A 22,240-nucleotide genomic window follows, 5' to 3' on the forward strand; every position below is an offset into this window, starting at 1 on the left:
CGTGATCACGACGGTCCGCCCGGCGGGGGTCGCGCCGCGATGACCTCACTGCCGTATCTCGACGCCGCCACGCTGGAGCGGCTGGTCCCGCTCGGCCGGGCCGTGCGCATCCTGGAGGACGCCCTGCGCGACGGGCTCGACCCCGAGGCCACGCCGCAGCGGCCCGTCGTGGACCTGCCCGCCGGTCAACTCCTGCTCATGCCCGCCGCCACCCGGCGGTACGCGGGGGTCAAGGCGGTCAGCGTCGCGCCCGGCAACCCCGGGCGCGGGCTGCCCCGGATCCAGGGGACGTACCTGCTGTTCGACGGCGACACGCTGACGCCGCTGGCCGCCATGGACGGCATCGCGCTCACCTCGCTGCGCACCCCGGCCGTCTCCGCCCTCGCCGTGCGCCACCTGGCCGATCCCGGGGGCGGGAGGCTGGTGGTGTTCGGGAGCGGGCCGCAGGCGTGGGGGCACGTGCTGGCTCTGCGCGAGGTCCGTCCCATCACCGAGGTGAGCGTGGCCGGGCGGGACGCCGGACGGGCCGAGGCCCTCGCCGCCCGCTGCCGCGCTCTCGGCCTGCCCGCCCAAGCCCTGACCTCCGCCTCCGATCCCGGGGCGTCCCAGATAGCGGAGAGGGACGTTCACGAGGCGGTGGCGCGGGCCGACCTCATCGCGTGCTGCACGACCGCCGACCGGCCCCTGTTCCCCGGTAAGCTCGCCCGCGACGGCGTCACCGTCGTCGCGGTCGGGTCGCACGAACCCGGCGCCCGCGAGCTCGACGGCGACCTCGTCGCCCGCGCCACCGTGGTCGTCGAGGCGAGGGCGGCCGCCTTGGAGGAAGCCGGTGATGTGATCATCCCGATCCGCCAAGGTACGATCTCCACCGGTCATCTCGCAGGCAATCTCGCCGACCTGGTCGCCGGGGCGGTGGTGGCCGGTCCCGGGCCGCGCGTGTTCAAGAGCACGGGCATGGCGTGGGAGGACCTCGTGATCGCGGCCGCCGCCTACGAGGCGTGGCGGCAGGCTGGTGAGCAGGTTTCTTAGGAGCTCGTGAACGGGAAAGGATGCCGATGGCTGCCGAGGACCGGCTCGACCTGCCGATGGTGGGGGAGCGGCAGAGCCTTCGCGAGCAGGTCGCGCACGCGCTGCGGGCCGCGCTGATCACCGGTGAGATGCGCCCCGGCGTGGTCTACTCCGCGCCGGTGCTGGCCGCCCAGTTCGGCGTCTCGGCCACGCCCGTTCGCGAGGCCATGCTCGACCTGGCCAAGGAGGGCCTGGTCGAGGCGGTGCGCAACAAGGGTTTCCGGGTGACCGAGCTGTCCGACCGCGACCTCGACGAGCTCACCGAGATCCGGCAGCTCATCGAGGTGCCCATCGTGTCCAGGCTGGCCGACAGCTCGCGCGCCGAGGAGTTCGAGCGGCTGCGGCCCATCGCCGAGGAGATCGTCTCGGCCAGCGAGCGCGGCGACCTGCTCGCCTACGTCGACGCCGACCTGCGCTTCCACGTGGAGCTGCTGACGCTGTGCGGCAACGCCCACCTGGTCGAGGTGGTGCGCGACCTGCGCAACAGGGCCAGGCTGTACGGCCTGTCCGAGCTCTACGAGCGCGGCACCCTGGGCGACTCGGCCAGGGAGCACCTCGCGTTGCTCGACGCGCTCAAGAGCGGCGACGGCGCGGCTGTCGGGCAGATCATGGAAGAGCACATCGGCCACGTACGCGGCATCTGGGCCGAGCACTGATCACCTAATATCCGGACGAGTTCCTACATTTAGGGATCCAACGCTCCCCAAGAGCGGTAACCTCGATGCGGGTCACAGAAGCGACGCCTCAGCGCGAGCGCCGTGGCCCCGTCATCGCGGTCCCCATCGGACCGGCCACCTCCGGCTCCGGCAGGTGGCATCAGCCTGGTCAGGCGGACACCCGCACTCCGCTGACCTTCGCGGGCTCGGCACACCCCGCCCACCGAGAGCCGAGCCCTCCGCCGCGCGCCCGAAGACCCCATCTCACGGGCGCGCGGCGGGCCCGCGGGTCCCTACTTGCGGCGCCCTGGCGGGCCTACTTGCGGCGCCGGGCCATCCGCGTCGATCCCAGACTGGCCGCCACGATGCAGATGATCGCCGCCCACTGCTGCACGTGCAGGAACTCGCTCAGCAGCAACACCCCGATCAGCGCCGCCACCGCCGGCTCCAGGCTCATCAGGATGCCGAACACGTGCGTGGGCATCCGCCGCAGCGCCTGCAGTTCCAGCGAGTACGGGATCACCGACGACAGCAGCCCCACCCCGAGCCCGATCAGCAGCAACTCGGGCTGCAGCAGATCGGCCCCACCGGTCGTGACGCCCACCGGCGCGATCACCACGGCCGACACGATCATCGCGAACGACAACCCGCTCGTCCCGGGGAACCGCCGCCCGGCCGCCGCCGACAGCAGGATGTAACCGGCCCAGCCGACCCCCGCCACCATCGCGAACCCGATGCCGGCCCAGCTCACCGACGCCGAATCGCCCCACGGCGCGAGCAGCGCCACGCCGGCCGCCGCCAGTCCCACCCACAGCAGGTCGAGCCGGCGCCGCGAGGCCGCCACCGCCACGCCCAGCGGCCCGAGGAACTCGATCGCCACCGCGATGCCCATCGGCAGCCGGGACAGGGCCTCGTAGAAGGACAGGTTCATGAGGGCGAGCGTCACGCCGAAGCCGATGCCCACCGCCCAGTCACGCCAGGCCAGCCCCTTGAGCCTGGGCCGGGCCACCGCCCCGATGATCAGCGCGCCGGCCACGATGCGCAGGAACACCACCGCGCTCGGCGGCAGCGCCACGAACAACTCCTTCGCGAACCCGGCGCCGAGCTGCACCGAGAAGATCGCCAGCAGGACGAGCCCGGACGGCGGGATCGAGTCGGCCGCCGTCCGCAGCAGGTTGCCCGGTTTGGGCAGGCCGGAGCCGCGATCGAGGGGATCGTCGAGGGCGAAGGCGGTCACGGGACTCCTCATGAAGACAACCGTCAGAGCTTACTCAAGCCCGACGACGTTCCGGATTTCGCCCTGTAGTACGTTTGCGGAGGTCATTTGTCTGGACAAATCACACCTGGGACGCATGAACGCCGCCGCTCTCCCCGCCGGGCCGGCCCGGCCGCCGCTCACCCTGTCCGTGGCCTCCTTCGTCAGCAGCTTCGACCGCTTCGCCGTGAGCCCCATGCTCGTGCTCATCGCCGTCGACCTGAACGTCCCACTCTCGGCCGCCGTCGCCGCCGCCAGCGCCTACTACCTGGCCTACGGGCTGACGCAGCCGCTGTGGGGCGTGCTGTCGGACCGGTTCGGGAGGGTGCGCGTCATGCGCGGGGCGCTCTTCGGCGCGGCCCTCGCGGGAGCCGTCTCGGCGCTGATGCCGGTGCTGGGGGCCCTGGTGGTGGCCAGGGTCGTGACCGGCGCCTGCTTCGGGGCGGTGATCCCGACCGGGCTGACGTACGTGGGAGACACGGTCCAGGCCTCGGTACGTCAGCGCGCCCTGACCGACCTGATGGGCGCAGCCGCCCTCGGAACGGCCCTGGCCACGGGGCTCGGCGGGGTTCTCGCGGGGCTGGTGGACTGGCGGGTCGCCTTCACGGTGCCCGCCGCCTGCGCCTTCGCCTGCGCCATCGCCCTACGCACCCTCCCCGAACCCCACCGCCCCCTCTCACTACCCACCCCCACCCCGAACACCCACAGCCCGAACACCGTCCCGGCACCGAAAAACACACCGGCAGCGCCCGCCGCTCCGGCATCTGAGGTCGCGTCGGCATCGGACGACGCTCTGGCGTCGGAGAGCGCCTCTGCCCGGGGTGCTGCCCACTCGGTGGAGGCCGCCTCCAGGCCGGACGCTGCGCCTGGCAGGGGTGCTGAGCCGATGGCCGTTGCGGGGCCTGAGCCCGGTGTGGGTGATGTGCGCGGCGAGTTGGACGTTGCGCAGGGTGCCGAGGTGGGGCGTGGGCCGGTTGCGTCGGAGGCGGGCGGTACCCAAGACGTCGGCGGGGCGGCGGGGACGGTTGGCGGGGTCTCGGGAACGGGAGCGACGGGTGTGGATGGGGTGTCGGGGGCTGAGGCGGTTGGTGGGAGGGGGCGGCCGGGGGTGGGTGGGTATCTCGGGGCGGTGCTCAGGCAGCCGTGGGCGTTGCTGGTGTTCGCGCTGGCGTTCGTCGAGGGGGCGATCATGCTGGGCGCCCTGCCGTACCTGCCCACTGCCCTGCAGTACATCGGCCACCCCGCGGCCATCGCGGGCCTGGGCATCACCGCCTACGGGCTCGGCCTGTGGGCGTTTTCGAAGGTCGTCAAGAGCCTGTCGGGCCGCTGGCCCGCGCCGCTGCTCATGACGGTGGGCGGCGCGCACCTGTGCGTCGGGTTCGGGATCGTGACGGTGCACCTCAGCATGGCCACTGTGGCCGTCACCGCGCTCCTGCTCGGCGGCGGCTGGTCGTTCCTGCACTCCTCGCTGCAGACCTGGGCCACCGCCGTGGTGCCGGAGGCCAGGGGCACCACGATCGCGTTCTTCGCCTCGGCCCTGTTCGTCGGCAGCGCGGTCTCGTCGTGGGCGGCCGGCCCGCTGGCCGAGGACGGCTCCTACGGGCTGCTGTTCGGCCTGGCGGCGGGCGCCGCGGTCCCGCTCACGGCGGTGGCGGCCCTGACCAGACGCCGTTATGGCGCCCTGCGACAGGAAAGCCCCGAATGAGGAGGCCCAAACGCCTCCAAAGACCGAGGCCCCAACCGCGTCGCGGGTTACTCCCAGCGGAAGGTTCGTGAGACCAGACCCAGCGACAGCACCGCCCAGGCCGCGAGCACCGCCAGCGGCCCCAGCGGCAGCGCGGCGCCGTGGGCGAGCACGGCACGGAGCCCGCCCGTCAGGGCCGAGATCGGCAGCAGTTCCAGCACCGGCAGCGCCGAGGCGGGGAACTTCGACAGCGGGAAGATCACCCCGCCCGCCCCCAGCAGCACCAGGTACACCAGGTTGGCGGCGGCCAGGGTGGCCTCGGCGCGGAGCGTGCCCGCCATGAGCAGCCCCAGCCCGCTGAACGCCGCGGTCCCCACCACGATGAGCAGCACCGCGCTGAACGGCGAGCCGTGCGGCCGCCACCCCAGCGCCAGCCCCACGAGCACGATCACCACGGCTTGCAGCAGCTCCACGGCCACCACGGCGCCCGTCTTGGCGAGCATGAGCCCGGCCCTGGACAGCGGCGTCGCCCCGAGCCGCTTCAAAACCCCGTAGCGGCGCTCGAAGCCGGTCGCGATGGCCTGGCCGGTGAAGGCGGTGGACATGACCGCCAGCGCCAGCACGCCCGGCGCCAGGAAGTCGATCCGGCTGCCGCCCCCGATGTCGATCAGCGGCGCGACGGAGAAGCCCACCAGCAGCAGCACGGGGATGACCATGGTGAGCAGGAGCTGCTCGCCGTTGCGCAGCATCGCGCGGATCTCCGCGCCCGTCTGGGCCGCGACCATGCGGGGGAACGGCGCCGCGCCGGGCGCCGGGGTGAAGTCGAGCGCCGTCATGAACCCTCCTTCGCCGGGCCCATGTTTCCTTGCTCACTCATGACCTCGACAAGCTCGGTCATCGCAGCTCCTTGCCGGTCAGCTCCAGGAAGACGTCTTCGAGGGTGCGCCGCTCGATGCGCAGGTCGTCGGCCGTGACGCCCTCGGCCGCGCACCAGGCCGTCACCGTGGCCAGCAGTTCGGGACCCACCTGGCCCTCGATGATGTAGTGGCCGGCGGGAGACTCTTTGGCGGCGCTCCCCGAGGGCAGCGCGTTGAGCAGCTCTTCCAGCGCCAGCCCTGGGCGGGCCCTGAAGCGGAGCTGGCGTTCGGCCCCCGTCAGCGTGGCCGGGGTGCCCTCGGCCACCACGCGCCCCCTGTCGATGATCACCACGTGGTCGGCGAGCCGCTCGGCCTCGTCCATGTGGTGGGTGGTCAGCACCACGGACACTCCCGCCCCGCGCAGTTCGCCCACCAGCTCCCAGCAGGCGTGCCTGGCCTGCGGGTCGAGCCCGGCGGTCGGCTCGTCGAGGAAGACCAGCTCCGGCCGCCCGACGACGGCCGCGGCCAGCGACAGCCGCTGCTGCTGCCCGCCCGACAGCCGCCGGTAGGGGGTGCGTCCGTGATCGGCGAGGCCCAGCCGCTCCAGCAGGGCCCGGACGTCGAGCGGGCTGGCGTAGAAGCGCGAGACCAGCCGCAGCCACTCCGCGCAGCGCATGGCCGGCGGGACGCCGCCGGCCTGCAGCATGACGCCCACCCGCGCCCGCAGCTCGGGCCGCGCGGGCGCCAGGCCGAGCACCCGGACGGTGCCCGCGTCCGCCTTGCGGAACCCCTCGCAGATCTCGACCGTCGAGGTCTTGCCCGCGCCGTTGGGACCGAGGACCGCCGTGACCGCGCCGAGCCCGGCACGGAGCGTGAGCCCGTCGACGGCGGTCGTGCCGCCGTAACGTTTGACCAGGTCGATGATCTCGACGGCTGGGGATTCCATGGCCATGAGTTTAGGGACTACGCCAGGCGGTCGGCTCCGCAGGTGAGCGCGGCCGGTTTTGGGTCAGGTCTTGCCGCGTTGTTTCCGGTAAATCGGCCTTCCGCGCTGGAAGGTCGTACCGAGGCGAGCGCGACCCCGGGTCCCGTGCCGGCGGGGACCCGCGCGGCGTTCGTCATACAACTTCGCGAAATCGGCGGAAATATCTGATAACCGGGAATTAGGAGGACCCCATCCTGGTTTGATCTCTCGGCCCTCGTGGGCCACCGGCCTACGAGGGAGAGGGGATCACGCATGTCCGTGGCCGAAGCCACGTCCACCGCCGTCCGACCACAAGAACAGACGAACCGCCGCGGACTGCTTCTGCTGATCCTGGGCGCCCTGTCGGCGATCGGGCCGCTGTCCATCGACATGTACCTCCCCGCGCTGCCCGCCATCACCTCCGAGATGCTCAGCGCCCCTGCCCAGGTCCAGCTCACCCTGACCGCCTGCCTCATCGGCGTCTCCGTCGGCCAGGTGATCGCGGGGCCGGTGAGCGACGTGCGCGGCAGGAGGGTGCCGCTGATCGTGGGTGTGGCCGGGTTCATGGCGGCCTCGCTGCTGTGCGCCTTCGCCCCCTCGGTGCCGATGCTCATCGCCTTCCGCCTGCTGCAGGGCGTGCTGGGCGGCGCGGCCCTGGTGATCGTGCGGGCCGTGGTCCGCGACCTCTACGACGGCGCCGCCATCGCCCGCATCTTCGCCACGCTCATGCTCGTCAGCGGTCTTGCGCCGATCCTGGCGCCCATCGCGGGGGCGCAACTGCTGTCGTTCACCTCGTGGCGGGGCGTGTTCGTGGCGCTCAGCGTGGCGGGCCTGGTGCTGCTGCTGGCGGTGCTGGGCGGCGTGCGCGAGACGCTGCCCGCCGGCCAGCGCGAGAGCGGCGGGCTCAAGCACACCGTGGCCACGTTCGGCAAGCTCCTGCGCGACCGCGCGTTCATGGGCTGCGCCCTGACCGCCGGGCTGGCCTTCGCGGCGATGTTCGGCTACATCTCCGGCTCGCCGTTCGTCCTGCAGGAGGTGTACGGCGCCACGCCCCAGCAGTACTCGCTCATCTTCGGGCTCAACGCCCTGGCTCTGACCGTCATGGCCCAGGTCGGCGGCCGGCTGGCGGGCCGGGTGCCGCCGATCCTGCTGGTGCGTGTCGGGCTCGTCACCGCCGTGGTCGGCGCCGGGCTGCTGATGACCGCCGCGCTCAGCGGGCTCGGCCTGTGGGGCATCGTGGGCGGCCTGGTCGTCATCATGCTGGGCCAGGGCCTGGTCCTGCCCGGCACCGGCGCCCTGGCGCTGGCCTCGCAGCCCGCCCAGGTGGCCGGCAGCGCCTCGGCCCTGCTGGGCGTGCTGCAGTTCGCGCTGGGCGCCCTGGCCGCCCCGCTGGTCGGGCTCGCCGGTTCCGGTAGCGCCGTGCCGATGGCCTCTGTGATGCTGGGCCTCATCCTGTGCGCGACGGCCGTCTTCGCCATCCTCGCAAAAGTTAGGTAAGGCTACCCTGCGTGAGAAATTCCATTCCCGGCCTGGTCGGATCCATTTGTGAACCGGGAAGGAATTACGGCACACTGATGTTGTGAAAAACATGCCCACGATGGAGCCAGGCAGCGAGCGCGGCACCCGCGCCCGTGTGGCCAGGCTGATTCTTGAGCATGGCCCCGTCGCGGCCGCGGCGCTGGGCGAGCGGCTCGGGCTCACGTCCGCCGCCGTCCGCCGGCACCTCGACGCGTTGCTGGCCGAAGGGATGATCGAGCCGCGCACGGTTCGCCCGCGCGGCCAGCGCGGACGCGGACGCCCCGCCAAGCTGTTCGCGATCACCGACGCGGGGCGCAGTGCCTTCGAGCACGCCTATGACGACCTGGCCGGGAGCGCGCTGCGCTTCCTGGCCGAGCGCATGGGAGACGAAGCGGTGGCCGACTTCGCCCGCTCGCAGGTCTCGGGCCTGCTCAAGCGGCTGGAGCCGGTCATGCGGACGGTGCCGGCCGACCAGCGCGTGCAGGTGCTGGCGCAGGCGCTGTCGGCGGAGGGGTACGCCGCCTCGGCCAGCAAGGCCAAGTCGGGCGGCGACCAACTCTGCCAGCACCACTGCCCGGTGGCCCACGCGGCCGCGGAGTTCCCGCAGCTGTGCGAGGCCGAGACGGAGGCGTTCGCGCAACTGCTCGGCACCCCGGTGCAGCGCCTGGCCACGATCGCGCACGGCGACGGGGTCTGCACGACACACGTGAGCCCACAGAGTCTGGGCGAATCCGCACATAGAGACAAGAGCAAGGAGACCGGAAGGTGACTGTCACCGACCGCCCGGAGCTGGAAGGCCTCGGGAATTACAAGTTCGGCTGGGCCGACCCGGATGCCGCGGGCGCGGCGGCCAAGAGAGGCCTGTCCGAGGAGGTCGTCCGCAACATCTCCGGGCTCAAGAACGAGCCGGAGTGGATGCTCGACCTTCGCCTGAAGGGCCTCCGCCTGTTCGACAAGAAGCCGCTGCCCACCTGGGGTTCCGACCTCACGGACATCGACTTCGACAACATCAAGTACTTCGTGCGCTCCACCGAGAAGCAGGCCGCTTCCTGGGACGAGCTGCCCGCCGACATCAAGAACACCTACGACAAGCTCGGCATCCCCGAGGCGGAGAAGCAGCGCCTCATCGCCGGTGTCGCCGCCCAGTACGAGTCCGAGGTCGTCTACCACAAGATCCGTGAGGACCTTGAGGAGAAGGGCGTCATCTTCGTCGACACCGACACGGGCCTGAAGGAGCACGAAGAGCTCTTCAAGGAGTACTTCGGCTCCGTCATCCCCGTGGGCGACAACAAGTTCGCCGCGCTCAACACCTCCGTGTGGTCCGGTGGCTCGTTCATCTACGTGCCGCCGAACGTCGAGGTCGAGATCCCGCTGCAGGCCTACTTCCGGATCAACACCGAGAACATGGGCCAGTTCGAGCGCACCCTGATCATCGTGGACGAGAACTCCTACGTCCACTACGTCGAGGGCTGCACCGCGCCGATCTACTCCTCCGACTCGCTGCACAGCGCCGTCGTCGAGATCATCGTGAAGAAGAACGCCCGCTGCCGTTACACGACCATCCAGAACTGGTCCAACAACGTCTACAACCTGGTCACCAAGCGCGCCGTCGCCTACGAGGGCGCCACCATGGAGTGGATCGACGGCAACATCGGCTCCAAGGTCACGATGAAGTACCCGGCCGTCTACCTCATGGGCGAGCACGCCAAGGGCGAGACGCTGAGCGTCGCGTTCGCCGGCGAGGGCCAGCACCAGGACGCCGGCTCCAAGATGGTGCACCTGGCGCCCAACACCAGCTCCAGCGTCATCTCCAAGTCGGTGGCGCGCGGCGGCGGCCGCACCTCCTACCGAGGGCTGGTGCAGATCGAGGAGGGCGCCCACGGCAGCGCCAGCACCGTCAAGTGCGACGCGCTCCTGGTCGACCAGATCAGCCGCTCCGACACCTACCCCTACGTCGACGTCCGCGAGGACGACGTCTCGATGGGCCACGAGGCCACGGTCTCCAAGGTCAGCGAGGACCAGCTCTTCTACCTCATGAGCCGCGGGCTCGACGAGGACGAGGCGATGGCGATGATCGTGCGCGGCTTCGTGGAGCCGATCGCCCGTGAGCTGCCGATGGAGTACGCGCTCGAGCTGAACCGGCTGATCGAGCTGCAGATGGAAGGAGCCGTCGGCTGATGGGCCTGAACGAGAAGCCCCTGTCGACTCTGCACGAGAAGGCGTCCTACGCACTGGACGACTTCGAGGTCCCGACCGGGCGCGAGGAGGCGTGGCGCTTCACGCCGCTCTCGCGCCTGAAGGGCCTGCACAACGGCAAGGCCGAGCCCGTGGGCCACGTGCGCGTCGACGTCGACGCCGCCCCCGAGGTCACCGTCGAGACCGTGGGCCGCGACGACCCGCGCCTCGGCAAGGCGTACACGCCGGCCGACCGGGTCAGCGCGCAGGCGTGGAACAGCTTCGAGAAGGCCACCGTGATCACGGTGCCGCGCGAGGCCGTCACCTCCAAGCCGACCGTCCTGACGCTCACCGGCTCCGGCGACGGCGCGACCTACGGCCACATCGTGGTCGCGGTCGAGCCGATGGCCGAGGCCGTGCTCGTGCTCGACCACAAGGGCAGCGCGGTCTACGCCGACAACATCGAGTTCGTCGTCGGCGACGGCGCCTCGCTGCGGGTCGTCAGCCTGCAGGACTGGGAGGACGACGCGGTCCACGTCTCCCACCACCACGCCCAGCTCGCCAAGGACGCCACCTTCCGCAGCTTCGTGGCCACGCTCGGCGGCGACCTCGTACGCCTGTCGCCCAGCGTGTCCTACACCGCTCCCGGCGGCGACGCCGACCTGTCGGGCGTCTACTTCGTGGACGCCGGCCAGCACCTGGAGCACCGCCTGCTGGTCGACCACTCGCAGCCCAACTGCAAGAGCAACGTCGACTACCGGGGCGCGCTGCAGGGCGAGGAGGCCCACGCGGTCTGGATCGGCGACGTGATCATCAGGGTCGAGGCAGAGGGCACCGACACCTACGAGCTCAACCGCAACCTGCTCCTCACCGACGGCGCCCGCGCCGACTCGGTGCCCAACCTGGAGATCCTCACCGGCGAGGTCGCGGGAGCGGGGCACGCCTCCGCCTCCGGCCGCCTCGACGACGAGCACATCTTCTACCTCCAGGCCCGCGGCATCCCCTACGACGAGGCACGCCGCCTGGTCGTCAGGGGCTTCCTCGGCCAGCTGATCGAGAAGATCGAGATCGAGGAGATCCGCGAGCGCGTCCTCGGCGCCGTGGAGGCGGAGCTCTCCCGATGAGTGAGTTCGAGAAGGTGTGCAAGCTCGATGACATCCCCGACGGGGGCGTCATCGGCGTGGAGGTCGGCGAGACCCCGGTCGCGCTCGTGCGCAAGGGCGGCGACGTCTACGCGCTGCACGACGTCTGCTCGCACGCCGAGGTGAAGCTCAGCGAAGGCGAGGTCTACGACGGCACGCTGGAGTGCTGGCTGCACGGCTCGTGCTTCGACGTGCGCAGCGGCAAGCCGACAGGCCCGCCCGCGACCAAGCCCGTGAACGTCTACACAGTCAAGATCGACGGCGACGACGTCCTCGTCTCGCTCTCGAAGGAGTCATAAACACATGTCCACCCTAGAGATCCGTGACCTGCACGTCGCCGTAGCGGACAAGGAAATCCTGCGCGGCGTCAACCTGACCGTGCAGTCCGGCCAGACCCACGCCATCATGGGCCCCAACGGCTCGGGCAAGTCGACGCTCGCCTACGCGATCGCCGGCCACCCCAAGTACACGATCACCGGCGGGCAGGTGCTGCTCGACGGCGTCGACCTGCTGGAGCTGTCGGTCGACGAGCGGGCCCGCGCCGGTCTGTTCCTGGCCATGCAGTACCCGGTCGAGGTCCCCGGCGTGTCGGTGTCCAACTTCCTGCGCTCGGCCGTCACCGCCGTCCGCGGCGAGGCGCCCAAGCTGCGCGAGTTCGCCAAGGACCTGAAGAACGGCATGGACGCCCTGGCCATCGACTCGGCCTTCGCCCAGCGCAACCTCAACGAGGGCTTCTCCGGCGGTGAGAAGAAGCGCCACGAGATCCTCCAGCTCGAGCTGCTCAAGCCGAAGATCGCCGTGCTCGACGAGACCGACTCGGGCCTCGACGTCGACGCGCTGCGCGTGGTGTCGGAGGGCATCAACCGCTTCCGCGCCTCCGGCGAGACCGGCGTGCTGCTGATCACGCACTACACCCGCATCCTGCGCTACGTGAAGCCCGACTTCGTGCACGTCTTCGCGGGTGGCAGGATCGTCGAGGAGGGCGGCCCTGAGCTGGCCGAGAAGCTTGAGGCCGAGGGCTACGAGCAGTACACGAAGGCGTCTGCATGAGCTCCATCAGCTTCGATGTGGAGAAGATCAGGAAGGACTTCCCGGTCTTCTCCCGCGAGCTGCCCGGCGGGCGCCCGCTCGTCTACCTCGATTCGGGCAACTCCTCCCAGAAGCCCAACCAGGTCATCGAGACCATGCGTGAGCACCTGGCGTTGCACTACAGCAACGTCGGGCGGGCCATGCACGTGCTCGGCGCCGAGTCGACCGACGCCTACGAGGGCGCCCGCGACAAGGTCGCGGGCTTCGTCGGGGCGCCGTCGCGCGACGAGGTGATCTTCACCAAGAACGCCTCCGAGGCGCTCAACCTGGTCGCCTACTCCTTCGGCAATCCCGCCAACACCGACCCCCGCTTCACCCTCGGCCCCGGCGACGAGATCGTCATCTCCGAGATGGAGCACCACTCCAACATCGTGCCGTGGCAGTTGCTCGTGCAGCGCACCGGCGCGACGCTGAAGTGGTTCGGCGTCACCGACGACGGGCGGCTCGACTACACGCCCGACCTGATCACCGAGCGGACGAAGATCGTCTCGATCGCCCACCAGTCCAACGTGCTCGGCACCGTCAACCCGGTCGCCGAGGTGGCCGGGCGGGCGCACGAGGTCGGCGCGCTGATCATGCTCGACGCGTCGCAGTCGGTGCCGCACCACCCGGTGAACGTCACCGAGCTGGGCGCCGACTTCGTGGCCTTCACCGGCCACAAGATGGCCGGCCCCTCCGGCATCGGCGTGCTGTGGGGCCGGGCCGAGCTGCTGGAGGCCATGCCCCCGTTCCTGGGCGGCGGCGAGATGATCGAGGCGGTCTGGATGGACCGCTCGACGTACGCGCCGGTGCCGCACAAGTTCGAGGCGGGCACGCCGCCGATCGTCGAGGCCATCGGGCTCGGCGCGGCCGTCGACTACCTCACCGAGGTCGGCATGGAGGCCATCGAGGCGCACGAGCGCACGCTGACGGCCTACGCGCTCGACGCCCTGCGCGAGGTGCCCACGCTGCGCTTCATCGGCCCCGACTCGCTGGAGCGCCGCGGGGGCACGGTCTCCTTCACCCTGGAGGGCATACACCCGCACGACGTCGGGCAGATTCTTGACGACCAGTTCGGCGTCGCCGTGCGCGTCGGTCACCACTGCGCGCGCCCGCTGCACCTGCGGTTCGGAATACCGGCGACCACGAGGGCGTCGTTCTACCTGTACAACACCACGGGCGAGATCGACGCCCTGGTGCGCGGCCTCCACCACGTTCAGAAGGTGTTCGCATAGCCATGATCGGCGAGTCGATGTACCAGGAGCTGATCCTGGAGCACTACAAGCACCCGCAGGGGCGGGGGCTTCGTGAGCCGTACGACACCGAGGTCCACCACGTGAACCCGACGTGCGGCGACGAGATCACGCTCAGGGTCAAGGTGGACGACGCCGGCAAGATCCTCGACGTCTCCTACGACGGACAGGGTTGTTCGATCAGCCAGGCCGCGGCCTCGGTGCTGCACGAGTTGACCACGGGCTCGACGGTCCAGGAGACGCTCTCCGTGGTCGACGAGTTCACCCGGCTCATGCAGGGCAGGGGACAGGTGGAGGCCGATGAGGAGGTGCTCGGCGACGCGGTCGCGTTCGCGGGCGTCGCCAAGTTCCCCGCGCGTGTCAAGTGCGCGTTGCTCTCCTGGATGGCCTACAAGGACGCTGTTGTGAGGAGTGCTCGATGAGCAAGCCAGTGGAGACGCCTACCGGCTTCGACGGTGACGCGACCGCCGAAGAGGTATGGGAGGCGCTCAAGGACGTCGTCGACCCCGAGCTCGGCATCAACGTGGTCGACCTGGGTCTGATCTACGGGCTCAACCTCGACCCCGCCGGCGACGGTCAGCAGCCGGTGGCCACCATCGACATGACGCTGACCAGCGCGGCCTGCCCGCTGACGGACGTCATCGAGGACCAGGCCCACTCGGCGCTCGACGGCATGGTGTCCGACGTCAAGATCAACTGGGTCTGGCTGCCGCCATGGGGGCCGGACAAGATCACCGACGAGGGGCGTGAGCAGCTCCGTATGCTAGGCTTTAACGTCTGATCATTTCTGCTGTTATGGCTGGCGTAAGGCGTCAGCCTTTCAGCGTGCCATAGAGGGTTGCGGAAGGTCCGGACCCGACCGGGAATTATCCGATAACATCCCGGCGTTGGTAACTAGGAACACCTGACGTCTCATCGCGCGTTTCGCATCGCCTGCGGCCGGTGCCCGGTGTATCCCCCTCCTCTTCACCCCGTCCCCATGGCGGGTGTCCTGAACATGTGCGGCGCGTACCGCACGCCCTGGCTCGTCCTTTCGCAGAAGTGACGTGCCACTTCTACGGAAAGGCACGACTTTCGTGACCATGCTTGACGCTGTCATGCCCTCGTTCGACGAGAGCACCCCCGGCGCCCCCGAACCAGGTCCCTCGGAATTCGAGCTGCTCGGCCTGCCCAAGCCGCTCATCACCGGGCTGGCCAAGCAGGGCATCGACAGCCCCTTCCCCATCCAGAGCGCGACCATCCCCGACGTGCTGGTCGGCCACGACGTGCTCGGCCGCGGCCAGACAGGCTCCGGCAAGACCCTCGCCTTCGGCCTGCCCACCATGGCCCGCATCGCCGGCGTGAGGCCCGCGCCCGGCCGCCCCCGCGCGATGATCCTCGTCCCCACCCGCGAGCTCGCCCTCCAGGTGCACGACGCCCTCGAGCCGCTGGGCCGCGGCCTGGGCCTGCGCATGAAGGTCGTCGTCGGCGGCATGTCCATGGGCAAGCAGATCGAGGCGCTGCGGCGCGGCGTCGACATCGTCATCGCCACCCCCGGCCGCCTCGGCGACCTGATCAGGCAGGGAGAGTGCACGCTCTCCGACGTCGAGGTCAGCGTCCTGGACGAGGCCGACCACATGTGCGACCTCGGCTTCTTCCCCGTCGTCACCGACCTGCTCGCGCAGACGCCGACCGACGGGCAGCGGCTGCTGTTCTCGGCCACGCTCGACGGCGACGTCGACAAGCTGGTGCAGCGCTTCCTCAAGGACCCGATCACCCACTCCGTGGCCCCCGCGACCTCGCCGGTCGACACCATGGAGCACCACGTGATGCAGGTCACGCGCGACGACAAGTTCGACGTGACGGCTGAGATCGCCAACCGCGAGGGCCGTACGATCATCTTCGTCCGCACCCAGCACGGCGTCGACCGGCTCTGCAAGCAGCTCGCCCGCGTCGGCGTCAAGTCCGGCGGCCTGCACGGCGGCAAGCGCCAGAACCAGCGCACCCGCATCCTCGCCGAGTTCCGCGAGGGCGCCATCAACGTGCTGGTCTGCACCGACGTCGCGGCCCGCGGCATCCACGTCGACAACATCAGCCTGGTGCTGCACGTCGACCCGCCGCAGGACCACAAGAGCTACCTGCACCGGGGCGGCCGCACGGCCCGCGCCGGCGAGAAGGGCACCGTCGTCACGCTGGTGCTGCCCAACGAGCGCCGCTCCACCGACGCCCTCACCCGGCGGGCGGGCATCCACCCGTTCCGCCTGAAGGCCACCCCCGGCCACCCCAGGCTCGCCGAGGTGACCGGCGCCCGCATCCCCAGCGGCGAGGCCATCCCCGTCTGGGAGCCTGACGTCCGCAAGCCGCTGCGGCCCCGCCGCGAGGGCGGCCAGGAGCAGCGCCGCGGCGGGCGTCGCGGCGGGCGCCGCGACTTCGACGGCGAGCGCCGCCCCCGTCGTCACGACGATGACCGGCGTCCGCGCCGTCACGAGGACGGCGAGCGGGCGTACCGGTCGGGCGACGACGCCCGTCCCCGTCGTCACGAGGACGGCGAGCGGCCGTCGGGATCCGGCGACGACCGTCGCCCGCGTCGGCACGCCGAGGGCGAGCGGCCGTTCGGGCGTTCGCAGGAGCCGCGCGCGTTCGGCGACGACCGGCGGCGCGGCGGCGGCTACCGTTCCGACGACCGCCCCTACCGTCAGGACGACCGCGGCCAGCGCGGCGGCGGCCGGTACGGCTCCGACCGCGGCCGCCCGTTCTCGGCCGACCGCGGGCCGCGCGACGGCTACCGTCCGGACGACCGTGGGCCGCGCGACGGCGTCCGCTCCGATGACCGCGGACCGCGCGACGGCTTCCGTTCCGGCGGCGGCCGTGGCGACGAGCGAGGCAACGGCGGCGGCTACCGACGCAACTCGGGCCGCCGCTACGAGCGCTGACCCCCTGTCCGCTGCGCCAGTTGCCGTTTTCCGGTGACCGACCTGCTGCCCGCCGTGCCCCCTGGGGACGGCGGGCAGCCGCGCGTCCGGGGGTCGCGGGAGAGCGTTGCGCAGGCCAAGAAGTCACCGCGATGAACTCTTGTCGACGCCGTCTCGCGTGGCGGACGCAGGTCGGCGTCACCCTCTCGCGCAGACTAGGCTTAGCAGGCACGTCGTCCAATCCACGAGAGAGACCATGAAGACCTTCGAAGAGCTGTTCTCCGAGCTGTCAGAGAAGGCCACGACCAGGCCCGCGGGCTCGGGCACCGTGGCCGCGCTCGACGCCGGCGTCCATGCCATCGGCAAGAAGGTCGTCGAGGAGGCCGCCGAAAGCTGGATGGCCGCCGAGTACGAGTCAGACGACAGGGCCGCCGAGGAGATCTCCCAGCTGCTGTACCACGTGCAGGTGCTCATGATCGCCAAGGGCATCGGGCTCGACCAGGTCTACAAGCATCTCTAGGGCGCCCGGCGCCCGCCACCAGCCCTGGAGAAGCCACAGCGAGACACTGAAGGACCCGAACATGCTGCGTCTGGCAGTACCGAACAAGGGCGCGCTCAGCGAAGCCGCCCAGAACATGCTGAAAGAGGCCGGCTACCGGCCCCGCAGAGACAGCAAGGAGCTCGTCGTCGTCGACGAGGCCAACGGCTGCGAGCTGTTCTTCCTGCGCCCGCGCGACATCGCCGTCTACGTCGGAGAGGGCACCCTCGACGTCGGCATCACCGGCCGCGACATGCTGATCGACTCCGGCGCGCCGGTCGAAGAGATCATGCCGCTCGGTTTCGGCGGCTCCACCTTCCGCCTGGCCACCACGGCCGGCGCGATGACCTGCGTCGACGACCTCAACGGCCGCCGGGTCGCCACCTCTTACGTGGGCCTGCTCGACAAGTACCTCTCCGACCAGGGCGTCGACGCCCGGGTGATCAAGCTGGACGGCGCCGTCGAGACCGCCATCAGGCTCGGCGTGGCCGACGCCGTGGCCGACGTCGTCGAGACCGGCACCACGCTGCGCAACGTCGGCCTGGAGGTGTTCGGCGAGCCGATCATGCGCTCGGAGGCCGTGCTGATCAAGCAGCAGAGCACTCCGGGCACGCCGGGCGTCGACCAGCTCGTCCGCCGCTTCCAGGGCGTCGTGCACGCCCGCGACTTCGTGATGATGGACTACGACATCCGCGTCGAGAGCGTCGAGGAGGCCATCGCGCTCACGCCCGGCATGGAGGGGCCGACGGTCTCGCCGCTGCACCGCGAGGGCTGGGTCGCCGTGCGGGCCATGGTCCGGCGCAAGGGCCACCAGCAGGTCATGGACCAGCTCTGGGAGATCGGCGCAAGGGCCATCCTGGTCACCGCCATCTACGCCTGCCGCCTGTGACGCCGATCTGACAAATGTCATGGTCAACCCCGGAAGGAACGCACTAACCGCGAAGAAACGGCGGCCATAGCGTTCCTTCCATGAACGCCATCGTGTTCGACCACGTCAGCAAGCACTACGGGGACGTGCTCGCCGTCGACGATTTGTCGATCGCCATCGAGCCCGGCAAGACCGTGGCCCTGCTCGGCCCCAACGGCGCCGGCAAGTCGACCTCCGTCAACCTGCTGCTCGGCCTGCTCAAGCCCAGCCGGGGCACGGTCGCCGTCCACGGCCGCACCCCCGACGAGGCCGTCAAGGCCGGCGAGATGGGCGCCATGCTCCAGAACGGGGCGCTCATCCCCGAACTGTCGGTCAAGGAGCTCATCGACCTCGTCCGCCGCCTCTACCCCCGCCCGCTCGACCTGCGGCAGATCCTCGAACTCGCCGACCTGACCGACCTGGCAGGCCGGCGGGCGAACAAGCTGTCGGGCGGCCAGGCGCAGCGGGTCAGGTTCGCCCTGGCCGTCGCGGGCGCGCCCCGGATCCTGCTGCTCGACGAGCCGACCTCGGCCATGGACGTGGAGTCCCGGCTGCGGTTCTGGGCCAGCATGCACGACTACGCGGCCGGCGGCAGGACCGTGCTGTTCGCCACCCACTACCTGGAGGAGGCCGACGAGCACTCCGACCGGGTGATCGTCATCGCCAGGGGCCGGCTGGCGGCCGACGGCACCGCGGCCGAGATCAAGGCGGGCGCGGGCGACCACACCGTCAGCTTCCTCATCGGCGAGCAGCCCTCGGCCGGGCTCGACCGGCTGCCGGGGGTGAGCGCCGTGGAGGTCGCCGACGGCACCGTCACCCTGCGCACCGCCGACAGCGACGCCACCCTCGCCGGGCTCTACCGGGGCACCACGCTCGACGTACGCGAGCTGCGGCTGTCCGGCGCCGACCTCGAAGCCGCCTTCCTCGCCTTGACCAAGGAGTCGTGAATGCTCTACTACGCCAGGACCGAGGCGCTGCGGATGCTGCGCAACCGGCGCTACCTCATCTTCGTGATCGCCTTCCCCGTCGTCTTCTACCTGATCATGGCCGGTGCCTTCGGCGGGCAGAACGATCCCTCGGGCGTCTCCTACAGCGTCCTGCTGATGGTGTCGATGGCCGCCTACGGGGCGCTGGCCTCGTCCCTGATGAGCACGGCCGTCCCCTGGGCCGCCGAGCGGGGGTCGGGCTGGCTGCGTCAGCTCCAGATCACCCCGCTGCCCGGCTGGATGATCATCGTGACGAAGATCTGCACCGCGATGCTCCTGGTGCTGCCCGGGTTGCTGCTGGTCAGCGTGGTCGCCGTCATCCGGGGTGTGCAGCTTCCGCTGGGCACCTGGGTGCCGCTGGAGCTCACGATGTGGCTCGGGGCGCTGCCGTTCGTCGCGCTCGGCCTGGCCATCGGGTCGTTGTTGTCGGCCGACGCCGCCCAGCCGGTCGCGATGATCTGCATGTTCGCGCTGGCGCTGGCCGGCGGGCTGTGGTTCCCGCCCGAGGTCCTCGGGGACACCCTGCGGGCGGTCGCGAACGTCACGCCGTCGTTCCACTACGCCGACATGGGGCACAGTCTCGTCGCAGGTCACGGCCTGCCGCTGACGGACGTGGCCGTCGTCGGCGGGTGGGCGCTCGTTCTGGGGGGAGTGGCGGCCTACCTCTACCGCAGGGCTACGGTACGGGAGTGAGCTTCGCGGACAGAATCACCTTCGGCGGCGAGCATCCGTCGCCGAAGCGGCGCTTGCTCGGCGTCTCCGTGGGCATGGTCTACCTGGTCTTCCCCCTCGCCGAGATCATGGTGGGCATGCTCAACGGGGTCAGGGCGGTCTGGGCGGGCGCGCTGCTGCTGGCCTTCGTGGCCTCCTTCATGTCGACGGTGCTGAGCGCCAGGAGCTACCTGGAACGGGGCCGCTGGACCTACCCCCTGCTGGGGCTCACCACTGCACTGGGGGTGGGCGCCGCGCTCGTCTTCGGCGGCTCCTGGCTCAGTCTGCCCGTCTACACCGTCGTCCTGTACGGGTTCACCCTGCCCGCCAACTGGGCCGTGTGGGCCAACCTCGCCAACCTGGGCGTCGTCGTCGGCGCGGGGGTGATCCACGGCACCGAACCCATGACCATCATCGTGCTGTGCCTCCAGGTGGTGACGCTCGGTGTGCTGTTCATCAGCGTGCGCAACAGCAGGGTGCTCAACGTCAAGCTCCGCCTGGCCCAGGGCGAGGTGGCCCGGCTGGCTGCCACCGAGGAGCGCCTGCGCATCGCCCGCGACCTGCACGACCTCCTCGGCCACAGCCTGTCGCTGATCGTGCTCAAGAGCGAGCTGGCCGGGCGGCTGGCCGAGCAGTCCCCGCAGGCGCGAAAGGAGATCGAGGACATCGAGTCCGTCGCCAGGAAGGCCCTGACCGAGGTGCGCGAGGCCGTCACCGGCTACCGGCAGCGCAGCCTGTCGGAGGAGCTCGACAACGCCAGGGCGGTGCTGCGGGCGGCCGGGGTCAGGTCCGAGGTGCGCGTCTCGGGGACGCCGCTGCCCGGCCTGCTCGACGGGCTGTTCGGCTGGTCCGTGCGCGAGGGCACCACCAACGTCGTCCGGCACGCGCGGGCCACGTCCTGCGAGATCAGGGTGACGTCCGACGCCGCCTGCGCCACTTTGGAGATCGTGGACGACGGGAAGGGCGGCGAGGGGTCGTACGAGATGGGCAGCGGCCTGCGCGGCCTCACCGAGCGGGTGACGGGAGCCGGCGGCGCCGTGACGGCGGGGCCCTCGCCGGGCGGCGGCCACCTGCTGCGGGTGCTGGTCCCGGCCGGAGCGGAGGCGTGCGCGTGATCCGGGTGATGCTGGCCGAGGACCAGGGCATGGTACGCGGGGCGCTGGCGTCCCTGCTGGGCCTCGAACCTGACATCGAGGTCGTGGGCGAGGCCGCCGACGGCGAGGAGGCGCTCGCCGTCGCGGCGGAGGTCCGGCCCGACATCGCGCTGCTCGACATCGAGATGCCCGGCATGGACGGGCTCACCGCCTGTGCCGAAATCATCGGCCGGGTACCGGGGTGCCGGGTGATGATCCTGACCACGTTCGGGCGGCCCGGCTACCTGCGCACCGCCATGGAGGCGGGGGCCGTGGCGTTCCTGGTGAAGGACAGCCCGGCCAGAGAGCTGGCGGCGGCCATCAGGCGGGTTCAGGCGGGGGAGCGGGTCATCGACCCGGGGCTGGCCGCGGCGGCGCTGAGCGCGGGACCGAACCCGCTGTCGCCGCGCGAGCGCGACGTGCTGGAGGCCGCGGCCGACGGCTCGACGATCGGGGACATCGCGGGGCGGCTGCACCTGTCGGAGGGGACGGTGCGCAACTACCTGTCGTCGGCCATCCAGAAGACGCACGCCCGCAACCGGATCGAGGCCGTGCAGCGCGCCAAGGTCCAGGGCTGGCTGTGACCCCGCGACGACACGAGAAGCACTCAGAGGGGACGGGCGCGTGGCGGCCCCACGGGCGAACGCGGGACCCACGGGCGGGCGGCGGGGACTGCGGGGCGGGCGCGGGGATCATGAGGGCGGGTGTGGGGAGCGGGTTCAGGATGGGTCGGTGATGTGGATGCGGACGGCGCGGAACGTCGCCGGGGTGTCACGCAGCACCGCCAGCTTCGGATCGGGCACCACCAGGAACGGCTCGGTCTCCAGGGCCAGCAGCGGCGACAGCCGCCGGTCGGCGCGCAGGCCGTCGACCGCCCGCCGATCTCCGCCGAGCACCACCCCGTCCAGCTCTCCCAGGTAAGGGGACAACACCCGCAGGGCGGTCTCCACCGCGTCGTCAAGGGCCTGTCCCGCCTGGTTGCGCCGCCTGCGGGCGAAGCGCTGCTGGGACCAGCCGCCCGCCGCCGTGCGCCCCTGCACCAGCCGCGAGCCCACCTTGGACACCACCAGCGTGGCCCCGTCGAAGACCCCGGCCGCGTACCCGCCGAGCCGTACCAGGAACACCCCCACCCGCCGCGACGCCTGCGCGTGGGCGACGAGCCGGGTGACGTGCGGCGGCCCCGGCACCATGGGCGGGAAGGGGACGCGCAGCTCGGCCAGCGCCCCGTCGTCGGCCGTCAGCCGTACGGCCCGGGAGTCGCCGGTGGCGGAGAAGGGCCCGTGCCGGTCGGCGAAGCCGTCGATCCACGGGTGCAGGCGCTCCGGCGGCACCGTGACCCACCGGCCCCCGCCCTTGGCCGGACGCGCTGCGCTCATGCCACGAAGGCTAGCGCGGCCAACCCGATGATGTACCCGGCGGGAGCCGGAGCTACAC

At 71.0% G+C, this 22,240-nt stretch carries 23 protein-coding genes; 19 read left to right on the forward strand and 4 right to left on the reverse strand.

The genetic code is table 11. The features are described from left to right. Positions 1–39 precede the first annotated feature (39 nt). Positions 40–1,029: an ornithine cyclodeaminase family protein gene (locus tag ACFOY2_RS23925; RefSeq protein ID WP_379530309.1), complete on the forward strand. Its 990-nt coding sequence runs from the start codon at positions 40–42 to the stop codon at positions 1,027–1,029. Positions 1,030–1,055: 26 nt separating this feature from the next. After that, entirely contained in the window at positions 1,056–1,724 is a 669-nt protein-coding gene (locus ACFOY2_RS23930) for a GntR family transcriptional regulator (RefSeq protein WP_379530310.1), read from the forward strand. A gap of 316 nt (positions 1,725–2,040) precedes the next feature. Here ACFOY2_RS23930 and ACFOY2_RS23935 read toward each other — a convergent pair whose 3' ends face one another. Then, positions 2,041–2,973 (reverse strand): EamA family transporter, encoded by a 933-nt coding sequence (locus tag ACFOY2_RS23935; RefSeq protein ID WP_379530311.1) that lies wholly within the window; start codon positions 2,971–2,973, stop codon positions 2,041–2,043. 103 nt (positions 2,974–3,076) lie between these two features. On the opposite strand from ACFOY2_RS23935, the gene ACFOY2_RS23940 reads away from it, so the two are divergent. Then, complete coding sequence (locus tag ACFOY2_RS23940; protein ID WP_379530312.1) at positions 3,077–4,684, forward strand: MFS transporter; 1,608 nt, start codon at positions 3,077–3,079, stop codon at positions 4,682–4,684. Positions 4,685–4,731: 47 nt separating this feature from the next. On the opposite strand, the gene ACFOY2_RS23945 is transcribed toward ACFOY2_RS23940, so the two are convergent. Both ACFOY2_RS23945 and ACFOY2_RS23950 read right to left on the reverse strand, forming a co-directional pair. Then, entirely contained in the window at positions 4,732–5,499 is a 768-nt protein-coding gene (locus ACFOY2_RS23945) for an ABC transporter permease (RefSeq protein WP_379530313.1), read from the reverse strand. 58 nt (positions 5,500–5,557) lie between these two features. Next, positions 5,558–6,466 carry an ABC transporter ATP-binding protein gene (locus ACFOY2_RS23950; RefSeq protein ID WP_379530314.1) on the reverse strand — a complete coding sequence of 303 codons (909 nt, stop codon included), beginning with the start codon at positions 6,464–6,466 and terminating at the stop codon, positions 5,558–5,560. A gap of 291 nt (positions 6,467–6,757) precedes the next feature. Here ACFOY2_RS23950 and ACFOY2_RS23955 point away from each other — a divergent pair, with 291 nt between their 5' ends. The 16 genes from ACFOY2_RS23955 (at position 6,758) to ACFOY2_RS24030 (ending at position 21,390) form a co-directional block, all read left to right on the forward strand. Continuing rightward, positions 6,758–7,981, forward strand: coding sequence for a multidrug effflux MFS transporter (locus ACFOY2_RS23955; protein ID WP_379530315.1), 1,224 nt, complete (start codon positions 6,758–6,760; stop codon positions 7,979–7,981). Positions 7,982–8,072: 91 nt separating this feature from the next. Beyond that, on the forward strand, positions 8,073–8,771 hold the full coding sequence (locus tag ACFOY2_RS23960) for a helix-turn-helix transcriptional regulator (protein ID WP_357813110.1): 699 nt from the start codon (positions 8,073–8,075) through the stop codon (positions 8,769–8,771). Further along, positions 8,768–10,180, forward strand: a complete 1,413-nt coding sequence (sufB, locus tag ACFOY2_RS23965) for a Fe-S cluster assembly protein SufB (protein ID WP_379530316.1) — start codon at positions 8,768–8,770, stop codon at positions 10,178–10,180. The genes ACFOY2_RS23960 and sufB overlap by 4 nt, the downstream gene beginning before the upstream one ends. Then, a complete protein-coding gene (sufD, locus tag ACFOY2_RS23970; protein ID WP_379530317.1) occupies positions 10,180–11,301 on the forward strand; it encodes a Fe-S cluster assembly protein SufD in 1,122 nt (373 codons plus the stop codon). Before sufB ends, sufD begins: the two co-directional genes overlap by 1 nt. Continuing rightward, on the forward strand, positions 11,298–11,618 hold the full coding sequence (locus ACFOY2_RS23975) for a non-heme iron oxygenase ferredoxin subunit (RefSeq protein ID WP_379530318.1): 321 nt from the start codon (positions 11,298–11,300) through the stop codon (positions 11,616–11,618). Before sufD ends, ACFOY2_RS23975 begins: the two co-directional genes overlap by 4 nt. 4 nt (positions 11,619–11,622) lie before the next feature. After that, positions 11,623–12,369 (forward strand): Fe-S cluster assembly ATPase SufC, encoded by a 747-nt coding sequence (sufC, locus tag ACFOY2_RS23980; protein WP_379530319.1) that lies wholly within the window; start codon positions 11,623–11,625, stop codon positions 12,367–12,369. Then, positions 12,366–13,622 carry a cysteine desulfurase gene (locus ACFOY2_RS23985; RefSeq protein WP_379530320.1) on the forward strand — a complete coding sequence of 419 codons (1,257 nt, stop codon included), beginning with the start codon at positions 12,366–12,368 and terminating at the stop codon, positions 13,620–13,622. The genes sufC and ACFOY2_RS23985 overlap by 4 nt, the downstream gene beginning before the upstream one ends. 2 nt (positions 13,623–13,624) lie before the next feature. Next, the gene (gene sufU / locus ACFOY2_RS23990) at positions 13,625–14,062 is read left to right on the forward strand and encodes a Fe-S cluster assembly sulfur transfer protein SufU (protein WP_379530321.1); all 438 of its coding nucleotides are present in this window, start codon (positions 13,625–13,627) and stop codon (positions 14,060–14,062) included. Continuing rightward, the gene (locus tag ACFOY2_RS23995) at positions 14,059–14,421 is read left to right on the forward strand and encodes a metal-sulfur cluster assembly factor (RefSeq protein WP_379530322.1); all 363 of its coding nucleotides are present in this window, start codon (positions 14,059–14,061) and stop codon (positions 14,419–14,421) included. Before sufU ends, ACFOY2_RS23995 begins: the two co-directional genes overlap by 4 nt. Before the next feature lie 301 nt (positions 14,422–14,722). Beyond that, positions 14,723–16,552: a DEAD/DEAH box helicase gene (locus ACFOY2_RS24000; RefSeq protein WP_379530323.1), complete on the forward strand. Its 1,830-nt coding sequence runs from the start codon at positions 14,723–14,725 to the stop codon at positions 16,550–16,552. 235 nt (positions 16,553–16,787) lie between these two features. After that, positions 16,788–17,051 (forward strand): phosphoribosyl-ATP diphosphatase, encoded by a 264-nt coding sequence (locus ACFOY2_RS24005; RefSeq protein ID WP_379530324.1) that lies wholly within the window; start codon positions 16,788–16,790, stop codon positions 17,049–17,051. A 61-nt stretch (positions 17,052–17,112) separates the two neighbouring features. Further along, a complete protein-coding gene (gene hisG, locus ACFOY2_RS24010) occupies positions 17,113–17,958 on the forward strand; it encodes an ATP phosphoribosyltransferase (protein ID WP_379530325.1) in 846 nt (281 codons plus the stop codon). 80 nt (positions 17,959–18,038) lie between these two features. Further along, on the forward strand, positions 18,039–18,923 hold the full coding sequence (locus tag ACFOY2_RS24015; RefSeq protein WP_379530326.1) for an ABC transporter ATP-binding protein: 885 nt from the start codon (positions 18,039–18,041) through the stop codon (positions 18,921–18,923). Further along, positions 18,924–19,655 carry an ABC transporter permease gene (locus ACFOY2_RS24020; protein WP_379530327.1) on the forward strand — a complete coding sequence of 244 codons (732 nt, stop codon included), beginning with the start codon at positions 18,924–18,926 and terminating at the stop codon, positions 19,653–19,655. After that, the gene (locus ACFOY2_RS24025) at positions 19,652–20,788 is read left to right on the forward strand and encodes a sensor histidine kinase (RefSeq protein WP_379530328.1); all 1,137 of its coding nucleotides are present in this window, start codon (positions 19,652–19,654) and stop codon (positions 20,786–20,788) included. Before ACFOY2_RS24020 ends, ACFOY2_RS24025 begins: the two co-directional genes overlap by 4 nt. Beyond that, positions 20,785–21,390, forward strand: coding sequence for a response regulator transcription factor (locus ACFOY2_RS24030; protein WP_379530530.1), 606 nt, complete (start codon positions 20,785–20,787; stop codon positions 21,388–21,390). Before ACFOY2_RS24025 ends, ACFOY2_RS24030 begins: the two co-directional genes overlap by 4 nt. Before the next feature lie 135 nt (positions 21,391–21,525). Here ACFOY2_RS24030 and ACFOY2_RS24035 read toward each other — a convergent pair whose 3' ends face one another. Then, the gene (locus ACFOY2_RS24035) at positions 21,526–22,182 is read right to left on the reverse strand and encodes an acVLRF1 family peptidyl-tRNA hydrolase (protein ID WP_379530329.1); all 657 of its coding nucleotides are present in this window, start codon (positions 22,180–22,182) and stop codon (positions 21,526–21,528) included. Between the last annotated feature and the right edge of the window lie 58 nt (positions 22,183–22,240).

Origin of the sequence: Nonomuraea purpurea (genome assembly GCF_042650645.1) — a bacterium.
GTDB lineage: Bacteria > Actinomycetota > Actinomycetes > Streptosporangiales > Streptosporangiaceae > Nonomuraea > Nonomuraea purpurea.

Bases quoted from the DNA above. Each gene is read 5' to 3' on its own strand.
- ACFOY2_RS23925 (WP_379530309.1), top strand. From the start codon at position 40: ATGACCTCACTGCCGTATCTCGACGCCGCCACGCTGGAGCGGCTGGTC.
- ACFOY2_RS23930 (WP_379530310.1), top strand. From the start codon at position 1,056: ATGGCTGCCGAGGACCGGCTCGACCTGCCGATGGTGGGGGAGCGGCAG.
- ACFOY2_RS23935 (WP_379530311.1), bottom strand. From the start codon at position 2,973: ATGAGGAGTCCCGTGACCGCCTTCGCCCTCGACGATCCCCTCGATCGC.
- ACFOY2_RS23940 (WP_379530312.1), top strand. From the start codon at position 3,077: ATGAACGCCGCCGCTCTCCCCGCCGGGCCGGCCCGGCCGCCGCTCACC.
- ACFOY2_RS23945 (WP_379530313.1), bottom strand. From the start codon at position 5,499: ATGACGGCGCTCGACTTCACCCCGGCGCCCGGCGCGGCGCCGTTCCCC.
- ACFOY2_RS23950 (WP_379530314.1), bottom strand. From the start codon at position 6,466: ATGGAATCCCCAGCCGTCGAGATCATCGACCTGGTCAAACGTTACGGC.
- ACFOY2_RS23955 (WP_379530315.1), top strand. From the start codon at position 6,758: ATGTCCGTGGCCGAAGCCACGTCCACCGCCGTCCGACCACAAGAACAG.
- ACFOY2_RS23960 (WP_357813110.1), top strand. From the start codon at position 8,073: ATGCCCACGATGGAGCCAGGCAGCGAGCGCGGCACCCGCGCCCGTGTG.
- sufD (WP_379530317.1), top strand. From the start codon at position 10,180: ATGGGCCTGAACGAGAAGCCCCTGTCGACTCTGCACGAGAAGGCGTCC.
- ACFOY2_RS23975 (WP_379530318.1), top strand. From the start codon at position 11,298: ATGAGTGAGTTCGAGAAGGTGTGCAAGCTCGATGACATCCCCGACGGG.
- sufC (WP_379530319.1), top strand. From the start codon at position 11,623: ATGTCCACCCTAGAGATCCGTGACCTGCACGTCGCCGTAGCGGACAAG.
- ACFOY2_RS23985 (WP_379530320.1), top strand. From the start codon at position 12,366: ATGAGCTCCATCAGCTTCGATGTGGAGAAGATCAGGAAGGACTTCCCG.
- sufU (WP_379530321.1), top strand. From the start codon at position 13,625: ATGATCGGCGAGTCGATGTACCAGGAGCTGATCCTGGAGCACTACAAG.
- ACFOY2_RS23995 (WP_379530322.1), top strand. From the start codon at position 14,059: ATGAGCAAGCCAGTGGAGACGCCTACCGGCTTCGACGGTGACGCGACC.
- ACFOY2_RS24000 (WP_379530323.1), top strand. From the start codon at position 14,723: ATGCTTGACGCTGTCATGCCCTCGTTCGACGAGAGCACCCCCGGCGCC.
- ACFOY2_RS24005 (WP_379530324.1), top strand. From the start codon at position 16,788: ATGAAGACCTTCGAAGAGCTGTTCTCCGAGCTGTCAGAGAAGGCCACG.
- hisG (WP_379530325.1), top strand. From the start codon at position 17,113: ATGCTGCGTCTGGCAGTACCGAACAAGGGCGCGCTCAGCGAAGCCGCC.
- ACFOY2_RS24015 (WP_379530326.1), top strand. From the start codon at position 18,039: ATGAACGCCATCGTGTTCGACCACGTCAGCAAGCACTACGGGGACGTG.
- ACFOY2_RS24020 (WP_379530327.1), top strand. From the start codon at position 18,924: ATGCTCTACTACGCCAGGACCGAGGCGCTGCGGATGCTGCGCAACCGG.
- ACFOY2_RS24035 (WP_379530329.1), bottom strand. From the start codon at position 22,182: ATGAGCGCAGCGCGTCCGGCCAAGGGCGGGGGCCGGTGGGTCACGGTG.